The 12931-nt window shown below is 67.4% G+C and carries 13 protein-coding genes; 5 read left to right on the forward strand and 8 right to left on the reverse strand.

The features are described 5' to 3' along the window. Window positions 1-5: 5 nt before the first annotated feature. From ACZK5G_RS07635 to ACZK5G_RS07660, 6 genes are all read right to left on the reverse strand, one after another. Window positions 6-1262 carry a lipoprotein N-acyltransferase Lnb domain-containing protein gene (locus ACZK5G_RS07635; protein ID WP_478465904.1) on the reverse strand — a complete coding sequence of 419 codons (1257 nt, stop codon included), beginning with the start codon at window positions 1260-1262 and terminating at the stop codon, window positions 6-8. Further along, window positions 1259-2140: an HlyC/CorC family transporter gene (locus tag ACZK5G_RS07640; protein ID WP_005408827.1), complete on the reverse strand. Its 882-nt coding sequence runs from the start codon at window positions 2138-2140 to the stop codon at window positions 1259-1261. Before ACZK5G_RS07640 ends, ACZK5G_RS07635 begins: the two co-directional genes overlap by 4 nt. Window positions 2141-2204: 64 nt before the next feature. Further along, window positions 2205-2792: a hypothetical protein gene (locus ACZK5G_RS07645; RefSeq protein WP_478465905.1), complete on the reverse strand. Its 588-nt coding sequence runs from the start codon at window positions 2790-2792 to the stop codon at window positions 2205-2207. Next, the gene (locus ACZK5G_RS07650) at window positions 2792-3400 is read right to left on the reverse strand and encodes a hypothetical protein (RefSeq protein WP_478465907.1); all 609 of its coding nucleotides are present in this window, start codon (window positions 3398-3400) and stop codon (window positions 2792-2794) included. Before ACZK5G_RS07650 ends, ACZK5G_RS07645 begins: the two co-directional genes overlap by 1 nt. Before the next feature lie 41 nt (window positions 3401-3441). After that, window positions 3442-3927, reverse strand: a complete 486-nt coding sequence (gene ybeY / locus ACZK5G_RS07655; protein ID WP_049399905.1) for an rRNA maturation RNase YbeY — start codon at window positions 3925-3927, stop codon at window positions 3442-3444. Further along, entirely contained in the window at window positions 3924-4910 is a 987-nt protein-coding gene (locus ACZK5G_RS07660) for a PhoH family protein (protein WP_019337148.1), read from the reverse strand. Before ACZK5G_RS07660 ends, ybeY begins: the two co-directional genes overlap by 4 nt. Before the next feature lie 483 nt (window positions 4911-5393). Here ACZK5G_RS07660 and ACZK5G_RS07665 point away from each other — a divergent pair, with 483 nt between their 5' ends. Genes ACZK5G_RS07665 through ACZK5G_RS07675 form a run of 3 tightly spaced genes read left to right on the forward strand, consistent with a single transcriptional unit; the run spans window position 5394 to window position 8403 of the window. Continuing rightward, the gene (locus ACZK5G_RS07665; RefSeq protein ID WP_032130231.1) at window positions 5394-6350 is read left to right on the forward strand and encodes an HlyD family secretion protein; all 957 of its coding nucleotides are present in this window, start codon (window positions 5394-5396) and stop codon (window positions 6348-6350) included. A 20-nt stretch (window positions 6351-6370) separates the two neighbouring features. Continuing rightward, on the forward strand, window positions 6371-7294 hold the full coding sequence (locus tag ACZK5G_RS07670) for an ABC transporter ATP-binding protein (RefSeq protein ID WP_049399907.1): 924 nt from the start codon (window positions 6371-6373) through the stop codon (window positions 7292-7294). Then, window positions 7291-8403 (forward strand): ABC transporter permease, encoded by a 1113-nt coding sequence (locus tag ACZK5G_RS07675; RefSeq protein WP_478465909.1) that lies wholly within the window; start codon window positions 7291-7293, stop codon window positions 8401-8403. Before ACZK5G_RS07670 ends, ACZK5G_RS07675 begins: the two co-directional genes overlap by 4 nt. A 79-nt stretch (window positions 8404-8482) precedes the next feature. Here ACZK5G_RS07675 and miaB read toward each other — a convergent pair whose 3' ends face one another. Continuing rightward, the gene (gene miaB / locus ACZK5G_RS07680; protein ID WP_049463570.1) at window positions 8483-9901 is read right to left on the reverse strand and encodes a tRNA (N6-isopentenyl adenosine(37)-C2)-methylthiotransferase MiaB; all 1419 of its coding nucleotides are present in this window, start codon (window positions 9899-9901) and stop codon (window positions 8483-8485) included. A 202-nt stretch (window positions 9902-10103) separates the two neighbouring features. Then, a complete protein-coding gene (locus tag ACZK5G_RS07685; RefSeq protein ID WP_012510589.1) occupies window positions 10104-10724 on the reverse strand; it encodes a glutathione S-transferase family protein in 621 nt (206 codons plus the stop codon). Window positions 10725-10804: 80 nt separating this feature from the next. Here ACZK5G_RS07685 and ACZK5G_RS07690 point away from each other — a divergent pair, with 80 nt between their 5' ends. After that, on the forward strand, window positions 10805-11773 hold the full coding sequence (locus ACZK5G_RS07690; RefSeq protein WP_478465911.1) for a helix-turn-helix transcriptional regulator: 969 nt from the start codon (window positions 10805-10807) through the stop codon (window positions 11771-11773). Window positions 11774-11819: 46 nt separating this feature from the next. Continuing rightward, a complete protein-coding gene (locus ACZK5G_RS07695; RefSeq protein ID WP_478465913.1) occupies window positions 11820-12746 on the forward strand; it encodes a lytic transglycosylase domain-containing protein in 927 nt (308 codons plus the stop codon). The last annotated feature ends 185 nt before the right edge of the window (window positions 12747-12931 follow it).

Here is a 12931-nt window from a genome sequence, read left to right on the forward strand (position 1 = left end):
GTGCGTCAGGGCTGTGTTTTGGACAAGTGAGGAGTACGCCCCAGCACCCATGCCAGCGCGACGTGGACGGGCAGCAGCAGCACGATCCACTGCACGTTGTACTGTGCCTGCAGGCTCAGCCAGTGCAGTACCAGCGCGGCCACCGCCTGTACCGCCAGCAGCCACAACACGATCCTGAACATGCGGCCTGGCACGCGACGGCGCAGCAGGGCGATTGCACCCGGCAACAGCAGCACGGCCAGCGGCGAGAGCAACAGCAGGTTGCGGTTGGCCCATGCGGCGTAGTGGATGCTGAAGCCCCACAGGAACACCAGCACGCCACCAAACAGGGCGCACAGCAGCCAGAACGGCAGGGCCAGCCCGGCCAGCAGGCGCGGGCGGTTGCGCAGCGCCAGCACGCCGCCGGCCACGATCAGCCCGAGCAGCAGCCACGGCCACCAGCGGCGCGCGAATTCCTTCGGCTCCGGATCGATACGATGCGGCAGCAGTTCCTGTTCGGACTGCACCAGCGGACGGCCATCGCTGTTGCGTGCCTGGCGCAGCGCATCGGCCAGGCGCATCGGCACGAAGGCTTCCTGCCAGCGCGACAGCGGCTGGTCGGCAAATGGCCCAAGGCCGACATCGAAGCCCAGCCACATCCACGGTGCCGGCGACGCCAGGCGGACCGATTCACTGCGGTAGGTGTTGCCGCGCGAGCGCCCCGACAGCTGTGACTGCAGGCCGCCGCCCAGTGCCTTGTCCACCGTGTCGCGCACCATCGTGGCGCAGTTGGCGGTGTAGTAATCGTAGTGGTAGCGCGCGTTTTCCGGCTTGGCCCGCTCGGCCAGGTCGGCGGCCAGCGCACGCGCCTGGTCCGGGCGCAGGTCCAGCCACTGCACGCTGGCGCCACGGCCGGTCTCGTCGTAGTACGACAGGTCCTGCTGCAACGGCAGCGCCACCAGGTAATACATCATGTCGCCGCGTGCGAAGCGGCTGATGAAATCGTCCTCGGACGGATCGAAGTAGCCGAAGTTGTACGAGGTTGCCTCGCCGCTGACCGGATCGACCACGACGATGGCGTCGTGGCCGAAGCGTTCGAAGAACACGGTGCCCGGCTGCATGGTCACCACGCCGATGCGCGGGGCAGGGGCTTCTGCGCTGGCGGCAGGCGCCGCAGGCGTGGGTGTGGCTGCCGCAGGCTGCGCGAAGGCGGCCAGCGGCAGGGCCATGGCCAGCACGCACAGTGCCAGCCACACCATGAGGATCAGGCCGCGGCGCTTCAAGCGTCGTCCTGCGCGTCCGGCGGCAGCACGGTCACGTGGAAGGCCTGTACCCGGCGCGCATCGGCGCGGGCCACGCGGAACATGAAGCGATCCAGCGCCAGCTCGTCACCGACTTCCGGCAGATGGCCCACGGCCTCGGTGACCAGGCCGCCGATGGTGTCGTAGTCCTCGTCGGAGAACGTCGCGCCGAAGCGCTCGTTGAAGTCGCCGATCGGGGTCAGCGCGTCGACCACGTACTGGCCGTCGGACTGGATGGCGATCTGCGCCGAGGGATCTTCAGCCTCGTCATGCTCATCGTCGATCTCGCCGACGATCTGTTCCAGCACGTCCTCGATGGTGACCAGGCCGGCGACACCGCCGTACTCGTCCACCACGATGGCCATGTGGTTGCGCGACAGGCGGAATTCCTTCAGCAGCACGTTGAGCTTCTTCGCTTCCGGGATCAGCACCGCCGGGCGCAGCAGCTCGCGCACGTTGGCCGGGCCGTTGTCGGCAACCACGCCGCGCAGCAGGTCCTTGGCCAGCAGGATGCCAAGGATGTCGTCCTTGTTCTCACCGTGCACCGGGAAGCGCGAATGGCCGGATTCGACCACCTGCTTCATCAGTTCCAGGAAGGGCGCTTCAACCGGCAGCGAGACCATCTGCGAGCGCGAAATCATCACGTCGCCCACGGTCAGCTCGGCCACCGAAATGGCGCCTTCCATCATCTTCAGGGTATCGGCGGCGATCAGACCCTCTTCCTGCGCGGTGTGCAGGACAGCGACCAGCTCGTCGCGGGTATGGGGTTCGCCGGAGAAGGCGGAGGTCAGGCGTTCAAGCCAGCCGCGCTTCTTTTCACTGTGCTCCGCAGGGGAGCTACTACTGTCGTCTTCTGACATCTCTGGAAAAAAGGCACCCGGCAGGCCGGGCGTTGACCCAAGTCTAGCAGGATGTGACGGCCTGTCAGTGACTGCCGGTGGCCGGGGTTGGGGCGGCCGGTGCCGGCTCCTCCTCGGGCAGGTCCAGGCTGTAGGTGCAGCCGGCCAGGGTCTTGCCGGGGTGGGAGGCCACGGTGGAGACGCTGAGGATGATCGACTCGATCTGGGCCTCGCCGGTCTTCGGGTCGGTCACGTCGCGGCTGACCAGTTCGCGGCCGGCCATGAACTTGCCGTCCTGGTCGTAGCCGGTCTCCAATTCCAGCCGTTTGGCCAGCGGGCGTGGGTCGGCCTGGTCGAGCACCGCCATGATGCTGGCGCCGGCCACCGCCACCCGCTCGGTCTGTTGGCCGAAGACGGTGATCGGGCTGGCCAGCCGGAACTCGCTCATGAACTGGTTGCCCTGCGGCAGCGGTTGCAGGCCCTGGGCCACGGCCTTCAGCGGATCGGCCAGCAGCGGCGCCAGCGCGGCCTGCTCGGCCACGCCCTGGCGGCATTCGATCAGGGCCGGCAGGTCCAGGCTGGTGGCGAAGGTGGAGGGAGCGGCGAGGGCACAGAGCAGGGGCAGGCAGCAGCGCAGTGACACGGTCGGTTTCCGCAGGCGAAGGGCCGCCATCATAGCCCCGGCGAGCGCCGGAACAGCCCGGTGAGAAGGCGCAGGAAACCGGTCATCGCCCGCCGCACGACCATCAGTGAGAGGGTCAGCACGACCGCAAGCATGGCGACCTGCATCGATTGCCCCGCAATGCGCGCCACCGCCGGCCACAGGCCCGGGCTGGTCAGCCAGGGCATCAGTTCCGCTGCGGCGGTCCTGGCCACTTTCATGTAGATCACAGCCAGCACGAACAGCACCAGCAGCGAGGTACGGCCGGCGTGGAAGAACGGGAGTGAGTTCACGGGGCGGCCCAGGCGGCGGTGCACGATCATCCGCCACAGGAGCGGAAGGGTCAGTGCACCCACCAGCGTCAGCACCATCGACGTTTCAAGCAGACCGGGGAGATGGGCCGGTTCCAACCGTCCGCTGAGGTGCGGGCCGATCATGCCGATCGCCAGCCCGGCCAGCAGGCACACGGGCGAGAGCAGGGCCAGGCTGCGCAGCAGCCAGTGCCTGCCGCTGGGTTCGTGGGCGCTGATGCGGCGCACGGCATACGCGCCCAGCACCAGCAGCATGGCGAACAAGGTGGCGCCGATCACAAACATCATTGAGCCGTTTCCCGAGGTCATCCTTGTTCCTCTCGTGTTCCTGGCGACGGGCGGTGGCCCGCTCAGCGCTCGCCCGCGTATGGATCGTCGATGCCCAGCTCGGCCAGGATCTCCCGCTCCAGCTGCTCCATCGCCTCGGCTTCCTTGTCGTCCTCGTGGTCCCAGCCGAGCAGGTGCAGCACGCCGTGCACGGTCAGATGCGCGTAATGGGCATTGAGCGCCTTGCTCTGTTCGTCGGCCTCCCGTGCCACGACCGGAGCACAGATCACCAGGTCACCCAGCAGCGGGAATTTGACGCCCTTGGGCAGGCCTTCGGGCACTTCGGCCGGGAAGCTGAGCACGTTGGTGGCGTAGTCCTTGCCGCGGTAATGGCGGTTCAGCGACTGTCCTTCCTTGGCATCGACCACGCGGATGGCCAGATCGGCCTCGCGGATGCGGCCCTTCAACGCGGCGGCCACCCACTTGCGGAAGCTCACTGCCGCCGGCAGGCCGGCGCGCGGCAGGGCATAGCTGACGGCGACGTCCAATCGCACGGGACCACGGGTCATGGAGTTGCTCCAGGTTGGATCTGATGCAGGTCGCGGCGGTCGTACGCGCTCACGATGCGCGCGACCAGCGGGTGGCGGACCACGTCACGGGATTCGAAGAAGGTGAAGCTGACGCCCTCGACCTCACGCAGCACGTCGATGGCGTCGCGCAGGCCGGACTTCACATGCTTGGGCAGGTCGGTCTGGGTCAGGTCACCGGTGACCACCGCAGTGGAGCCGTAGCCCAGGCGGGTCAGGAACATCTTCATCTGCTCGATGGTGGTGTTCTGTGCTTCGTCCAGGATCACGAACGCATCGTTGAGCGTGCGGCCGCGCATGTAGGCCAGCGGCGCGATCTCGATGACGTTCTTCTCCAGCAGCTTGACCACCTTTTCCACGCCCATCATCTCGTACAGGGCGTCGTACAGCGGTCGCAGGTAGGGATCGACCTTCTGGCTCAGGTCGCCGGGCAGGAAGCCCAGCTTCTCGCCGGCCTCCACCGCCGGGCGCACCAGGATCAGGCGCTGCACCCGCGATTCATTCAGGGCCTCGACCGCGCTGGCCACGGCCAGGAAAGTCTTGCCGGTGCCGGCCGGGCCGATGCCGAAGTTGATGTCGTGGGTGGCGATCTGGTGCAGGTAGCGGCCCTGGTTGGCGCCGCGGCCGCGCACCGTGCCGCGCTTGACCTTGATCGCAACCTCCTGCGCTTCGTAGGAGCGCTCGGCGATCTGCTCGACATTGGCCTGCGCCAGGCGCAGGTGGATGGCGTGGTTGTCGAAGGTCGTTTCGCCGGCTTCGGCGTACAGCGCTTCAACCAGCTTCTGCGCCTCGACGATGGCTTCGTTGGGGCCGCTGATGCGGAACACGAAGCCACGATTTGCGATCTCCACGCCGAGCTTCAGCTCGATCTGGCGCAGGTGCCCGTCGAAGGGGCCGCACAGGTTGGCCAGTCGCTCGTTGTCTTCCGGCGACAGGGTGAAGTCTCGATGATCGATGCTTTTCATTGCTTGGGGTGGGGCGGACGCCTTCCACCGCAGTGTATTCAGGGAGGACAAGGGTAGCGCGCGTGCGGGGCACACGGCCAGCAGACGGTCGATACAGCGTTTTCCACACCCGGTGTGGACGGGGCACGCGGAAACCTGTGGATAGACCTTCGCAATGCTTGTGCCACAAGGCCCATGAGGTCCTGGTGAAAAAAGCGTCATGGTCTCCGGTCGCTACGGCAGCACTGCCACGGGTGGCCTGCGCGGGGGGCATTCATCGTGATGGCAGTGCAGGTTTCGTTGCCCGGCGAGCAACAGCGCCAGGTCGTGCCGGATTTCCACAATGGTTGTGGAATGATGCCGAATCAACCTGTGGATAGGTGGTGCGGAGCCTTGCAGCAAAAGGCTTGCCCACGCGTGGTGAAAAAACCGTCAGGGCTGATTGGAATCATTGAGGGTGCACGGGGCACATGGCACCGTGTCGCCGTCGCAGGAGGGGATGGCATGGGCATCGGCAACGGGATGCGTGGAATCGGACTGGCGGGCATCGGCCTGCTGGTGGGGTGTGGGCAGTCAACGCCGACTGCGCTGGGCACGCTGGAGTGGGACCGGATCACGGTGCCGGCACCGGCGGCCGAAGTGATCGCCACGGTGGAGGTGCGCGAGGGCCAGCAGGTCAAGGCCGGGACCGTGCTGATGCAGCTGGACCCGGCGCGGGGAGACGCGCAGTTCGCCGCAGCGCAGGCTGATACGGCGCGTGCGCAGGCGCAGCTGGAAGAACTGCAGATCGGCCCACGCCAGGAGCAGATCGCTCAGGCCCAGGCACAACTGGCCGCGTTGCGCGCACAGGCTGCCGAAGCAAGTGCCTATTACCGACGGGTCCAGCCGTTGGCACAGCAGCGCTTGATTGCCGCCGCTGAACTGGATCGAGCACGCGCCGCCGCCGGCAATGCCGAAGCTAGCGTGCGTGCTGCCGAGCAGGCCTGGCTGGAGCGGGTGCACGGCAGCCGTGTGCAGGATATCGCCCAGGGCCAGGCGGCCGCCGATGCCGCACGGGCACAGCAGGTGGTACAGAGCGTGAACCTGCAGAAGCTGCAGTTGCGTGCACCGCGCGACGGGGTAGTCGATGCATTGCCCTACCGGCAGGGTGACCAGGCACCGATCGGTGCGCCGCTGGCAGTGATGCTGGTCGGCGAGCGCCCCTATGCGCGCGTCTACCTGCCGCAACCGCTGCGTCTGCAGGTCAAGGTCGGGCAGGCCGCGCAGATACAGCTGGAAGGCGGCAACACCGTGCTGAAGGGGCATGTACGTGCGATCCGTAGCGAACCATCGTTCACGCCGTACTACGCACTGACCGGCGATGACGTCGAACGGCTGAGCTATCTGGCCGAGATTGAAGTGGACGGGAACAGCGACATGCAGAAACTGCCAGCGGGTCTTCCGGTACAGGTGCGCTTCTGAACACCGGTGCGGACATCGCGGTGCATGCGCAGGGCCTGACCCGCCGCTTCGGCGAGCTGCTGGCCGTGGACAACGTCGACCTGACCGTACCGCGCGGACAGGTATACGGTTTTCTGGGCCCGAACGGGTCTGGCAAGTCGACCACCATCCGCATGCTGTGCGGCCTGCTGGAACCCAGCGCAGGGCAGATCGAGGTGCTGGGGTTGGCGGTTCCCGAGCAGGCCGAAGCGCTGCGCCGACGCATCGGCTACATGACCCAGCGCTTCTCGTTGTACGAAGATCTGTCGGTGCGCGAGAACCTGGAGTTCCTCGCCGCCATCCAGGACCTGCCGCGCGCACAGGCCCGGCAGCGGGTCGACGAACTGCTGCAGCAATACCGGCTGCAGGACCGCCAGCCACAACTGGCTGGCACGCTCAGTGGTGGCCAGAAGCAGCGCCTGGCCCTGGCCGGTGCCGTGGTGCATTCGCCCGAACTGCTGTTCCTGGACGAGCCGACCAGTGCGGTCGATCCCGAATCGCGCCGCGATTTCTGGGAAGCCCTGTTCGAGCTGGCTGATGCCGGCACCACGGTGCTGGTGTCGACCCACTACATGGACGAGGCCGAGCGCTGCCATCGCCTGGCAATCCTTGATCGTGGCGCACTGGTGGCCGATGGCACGCCGGCCGAACTGTGTGCACGGCTGGACGGCCGCACGCTGCAGGTCACCTCGACGCAGCCGCGCCAGGCCAGCCGCGCACTGTCTGAGCTGCCCGGCGTGCTGAGCGTGGCGCAGATCGGCACCCAGCTGCGGGTATTGTGCAGCGAGGATGTCGCGGACGCCGCCGCATTGCGGCGCGCGCTGGCCAGCGCCGATCCGCAGGCCCGCATCGAGGCGGTGGCACCGAACCTGGAAGACGTGTTCGTGGCGGCCACCCGCGGCCGTGGCCGGGAGCCGGCGGCATGAACCTGCGCCGCCTGTGGGCGATCATGCTCAAGGAACTGCGGCAGCTGCGCCGCGACCGCATCACGCTGGCGATGATCGTCGGCATCCCGGTAATGCAGCTGCTGCTGTTCGGCTACGCGATCAATCTCAACCTGCGCCATCTCAACGCCGGTGTCGCCGACCAGGCCAACAGTGCGGCGTCACGCGCGCTGGTGCAGGACATGGTTGCCACCGGCGTGATCACGCCGCGCAGCGAAGCCTATACGCCCGATCAGCTGATGCAGGCGCTGCGCCGTGGCGAAATCAGTGTCGGTATCGTGGTGCCGGCCGACTTCGAGCGTCGTCGCTTCGATGGACGCGAGGCGGTACAGGTGCTGGTCGACGGCAGCGACACCGTGGTACAGAGCGCAGCGATCCAGCTGGCACAGGTGCCGCTGGATACGCGACCGGCCAGCAACACGCGGCCGCTGCGCGAAGGCAGCATCGCTGGTGGTCCGATCAGCGTGACCAGTTTCTACAACCCGCAGCGGCGCTCGGCGGTGAACATCGTGCCGGGCCTGATCGGGGTGATCCTGACCATGACCCTGGTGATGTTCACGGCCGTAGCGGTGGTGCGCGAACGCGAGCGCGGCAACATGGAACTGCTGATCGCCACACCGGTGTCGCGCAGCGAACTGATGGTCGGCAAGGTGCTGCCCTATGCGGCCATCGGTCTGCTGCAGACCACGCTGGTATTGGTGCTGGGCACCTGGCTGTTCCAGGTGCCGATCCGCGGCAGCCTGCTGGACATCTATCTGGGCGCGGTGCTGCTGGTGCTGGCCAACCTGGCGCTGGGCCTGCTGATCTCAACGCGCGCGCGCTCGCAGTTCCAGGCGATGCAGATGACGTTGTTCCTGTTCCTGCCGTCGATCCTGTTGTCGGGCTTCATGTTCCCGTTCGCCGGCATGCCACGGCCGGTGCAGTGGCTGGCCGAAGTGCTGCCGCTGACCCACTTCCTGCGCTTGGTGCGCGGCATCATGCTGCGCGGCGCCTCGCTGTGGGAGCTGTGGCACGATGCGCTGGCGTTGCTGGCCTTCATCGTGGTGATGATGACCCTGGCCATCCTGCGTTTCCGCAAGCGATTGGATTGAGGCATGCCATCCGGTAGTGCCGGCCGCTGGCCGGCATCAACTCCGGTGGGTGCCGACCGTTGGTCGGCACACCCTAACCTTATTCCGCCACCACCCGCGCGCGCAGCGAATTGGTCAGCGCTTCGGTGATCACCACGTCCACGAACTGGCCGATCAATCGTGCCGGCGCCGGGAAATTCACCGAACGCATGTTCTCGGTCTTGCCGGTCAGTTCGTTCGGGTTCTTCCGCGAGGGCCCTTCCACCAGCACCGTCTGCACGGTACCGACCATCTTTTCGGAAATGCCGGCAGCGTGCGCATTGATGCGTTCCTGCAGGCGCGACAGGCGCGCGTGCTTCTCGGCATCGCTGATCGTGTCCTCCAGATCCGCAGCCGGTGTACCCGGGCGACGCGAATAGATGAAGGAGAAGCTGTGGTCGAAGCCGATGTCCTCGATCAGCTTCATGGTCTTCTCGAAATCGGCATCGGTCTCGCCGGGGAAACCGACGATGAAGTCCGAGCTGATCGAGATGTCCGGGCGCACCGCGCGCAGCTTGCGGATCTTCGACTTGAATTCCAGTGCGGTGTAGCCGCGCTTCATCGCCGACAGCACGCGGTCGCTGCCGGCCTGCACCGGCAGGTGCAGGAAGTTGGCCAGCTGCGGCACGTCGCGGAACGCATCGATCAGCGAATCGCTGAACTCCAGCGGGTGCGAGGTGGTGAAGCGGATGCGGCCGACGCCATCGATCTCGGCGATGGTGCGGATCAGCAGGCCGAGGTCGGCGAACTCGCCGTCCCCATAGGGCCCACGGTAGGCGTTGACGTTCTGGCCGAGCAGGTTGATCTCACGCACGCCCTGTGCAGCCAGCTGCGCCACCTCCACCACCACGTCCTCGAACGGGCGGCTGACTTCGGTACCTCGGGTGTAGGGCACCACGCAGAACGAGCAGTACTTGGAACAACCTTCCATGATCGAGACGAAGGCCGAAGCACCTTCGGCGCGTGGCTCGGGCAGGCGGTCGAACTTCTCGATCTCGGGGAAGCTGATGTCCACCTGCGGGCGCTTCTGCTCGCGCCGTGCACGGATCAGTTCCGGCAGGCGGTGCAGGGTCTGCGGGCCGAACACCAGGTCGACGAACGGCGCGCGCTTGATGATTGCCTCGCCTTCCTGCGAAGCGACGCAGCCGCCCACGCCGATGATGACCTCGCGGCCCTTGTTCTTCAGGCCCTTCCATACGCCCAGCTGGCTGAATACCTTCTCCTGCGCTTTCTCGCGGATGGAGCAGGTATTGACCAGGATGACGTCGGCGTCGTCCGGGCTGTCGGTCAGTTCCAGGCCATCGCTGGCGGCAAGCACGTCGGCCATCTTGGCCGAGTCGTACTCGTTCATCTGGCAACCGTGGGTCTTGATGTACAGCTTGCCTTTCACCTGGTCGGGCTTGCGCGGACCGGTGGGCAGGGCAACGAGCGGGGTACCGCCCGGCGTGGCGGGCGGAAAGACGTCTGGCGTCCCGGTCATGGCGCTTAATCCATTCGGGTGGCGGGAAAGCGGGCAATTCTACCCGCATCCCAGCGCGTGCGCCGGCCCAGTAGAGCCAGGCCATGCCTGGCTGCTTTCCGTCCCGCAGGCACGGCGGGCGGGTCATCCACGCATGGCGTGGATCTACTGGAATTCCGGGTCCGCCCCCCCGGTAGCGCCCGGCCGCGCCCGTCGGCATGCCTCAGGCCGCTGCCAGCTCCGCATCGATCTGCCGCGAACGGTCGAAAGCGGTCATCGCACTCATCCGTGCAATGTAATCAGCCGTTGCCGGCGCCGGCTGCACCAGGCCAAAGGCGGTGGTCCAGGCCAGCGCATTGCCCCACAGCACGTCGGCGGCGCTCATCGTCTCGCCGAGCAGGTACGGCCCCTGTGCCAGCTGGGCTTCGATCACCTGCAGCACCGTCTCCGCGTCGTTGTAGGGCGACATCAGGCGCGGCGGCGGCTCGCGGTGCATTGCCTTGTCGATCATCGCCGGCTCGAAACAGGCGCCGTAGAAGGCCATCCAGCGCAGGTAGGGGCCGCGCAGGGCGTCGCCGATCGGCGGGGCCAGCCCGGCTTCCGGGTACAGGTCGGCCAGGTACAGGTAGATCGCCACCTGTTCGGTCACCAGTGCGCCGTTGTGGACGATGGCCGGCACCTTGCCCATCGGGTTGATGGCCAGGTAGGCCGGGGCCAGGTTGGCGCCGGCCTTCAGGTCCAGCACCTGCATGCGGTAGTCGGCACCCAGCGCTTCGAGCAGGGCCACGGCGCCGCTCGAGCGTGAACGGGCGGCGTGGTACAGGGTGATCTGGCGGGATGTCATGGCATTGCTCCTTGCGGTGGGTGGTGAACTGGAGCTCATCCTGGGGCACTATTGCGGACGAATTCTGTCCTCGATCCTTCATGCGCCATACCGCCCATCGACTGTTGCGCCTGATCGCCCTGCTGCAGGCCCGTCGCCAGTGGTCCGGGGCCGAGTTGGCCGAGCGCATGGGCGTGGACCGGCGCAGCATCCGTCGTGACATCGAGCGCCTGCGCGAACTGGGCTATCCGGTGCAGGCCTCATCCGGGGTCGGCGGCGGCTACCAGCTGGGGGCAGGGGCGCCGGTGCTGCCGATGCTGCTGGACGAGGAAGAGGCGACCACCCTGGCTATCGCCCTGCGCGCGGCCTCGGCCACCGTCGCCGGCATTGACGACACCGCGCGTGGCCTGCTGTCCAAGCTCGATCCGCTGGTGCCGACCCGTCGCCGCCAGCAGGCAGGCGAGGTGCATGCAGCGACGGCCACCCTGTCCGATCTTCCGTCAACCGATGCACGCCTGCTGGGCCGGCTGGCCCTGCATTGCCGGCAGGCGGCGCGGCTGGCCTTCGAGTACCGCAGTGCGCAGGACGCGGTGACCCAGCGCGAGGTCGAGGCCCAGCATCTGGTCAATTACGGGCGGCGCTGGTACCTGCTGGCCTGGGATCTGGGCCGGCAGGACTGGCGCACCCTGCGCGTGGACCGGATGGGCGAGGTGCGTGAGTGCTCCGAGCCGGGCATGCACCGGCGCACCCCGGCGCCGCCGGACGTGATGGTGCGGCAGGCAGTCAGCCAGGCCCCGTTCGCGCTGCAGGCGATCCTGCGCCTGGCCGGCAGCCGCGCCGAGCTGGAAGGTCGCATTCCGCCCTGGTGCGGGGTGCTGGAGGCGGACGGCACCGAGCACTGCCTGCTGCGCATGGGTGCTGAGAGCCGGGGCATGATGCTGGCGCAGATCCTGAGCCTGGACCGCGTGCCGGTGGCGCTGTGGACCACTCCGCCAGGCCTGCGCGACGAACTGGCCCAGCGCCTGGCCGGGCTGGGCCAGGTGCTGGCTGTGCCGCCGGTCACAGGCTGAGCCACATCGCTTGGCAAGCCCCGGCGAAGCTGGGACACTCGCCGCCATGAAGGGGATACTGGGGACAACGGCGATCATCATCGCTGCGCTGACCGCTGCGCCGGCCAGCGCCGGAACCCTGTACAAGTGCCAGGGCCCTGACGGCGTCACCAGTTATGTGAGCAAGCGGGTGGCGGGTGCGCGCTGCAGCACCATCAGCTACAGCCGCGACCCCCGTCCGGCGCCGCGCCCCGTGGTGGCCGCGCCAAGGTCGGCGCCGACCGCGGTGGCCAGCATCGAACGCAATCCGGTGGCCGTTGCCGCCAGCGCCGCAACGCCGGCAGCGGCCGCGCCGACACCTGCATCCGCGCCCGCAGCTGCTCCAGCACAGCCGGTCGCCCCGCGCGCCGGGCGCATGGTCAGTGGCCAGGTCTATTCCTTCATGAAGGACGGCGTGCGCCACTACACCAGTGCGCGCCCAACCCAGGTGGCCAATCTTGGCCCGGTGCGGACCATCCGCTACAGCTTCATCGAGCGCTGCTACGCCTGCGGGGTCAATCCGCGCGTGGACTTCGGCACGGTGCGGCTGAACACCTCGGCCTTCCAGGCCGAGATCACTTCGGCTGCGCGCGAGTTCGGCGTGGAGGAGGCGGTGGTGCGCGCGATCATCCATGCCGAGTCGGCCTACAACCCGACCGCGCTCAGCCGTGCCGGTGCACAGGGCCTGATGCAGCTGATGCCGCCGACCGCCGCGCGCTTCGGGGTCAGTGATTCCTACGATGCCGGGCAGAACATCCGTGGCGGCGTGCAGTATCTTGCGTGGTTGTTGAAGCGCTTCAATGGCGACCTGACTCTGGCGGCGGCGGGCTACAACGCCGGCGAAGGCGCGGTCGACCGCCACGGTGGCGTGCCGCCCTACAGCGAAACCCAGTACTACGTGCGCCGGGTCGGGCAGCTGGCCGAGCGTTACCGCACCGCATTGACGCACCAGTAGTGCCGGCCGCTGGCCGGCAACCCCTGGGCAATGGCCGGTACCGACCGGCCGCTGGCCGGCAACCCCGCAATCAATGTTGTTGCAATGCGTTGTGTGGCGCGCGACGGTTCCGCTACACTCGACCGTGATTCAATGCGGCTCTGGCCCCCACCGGATCCGCTGGCAGCCTTAAAGCTACCTAATCA

It is taken from the genome of Stenotrophomonas sp. 62841_Sma (assembly GCF_056482945.1).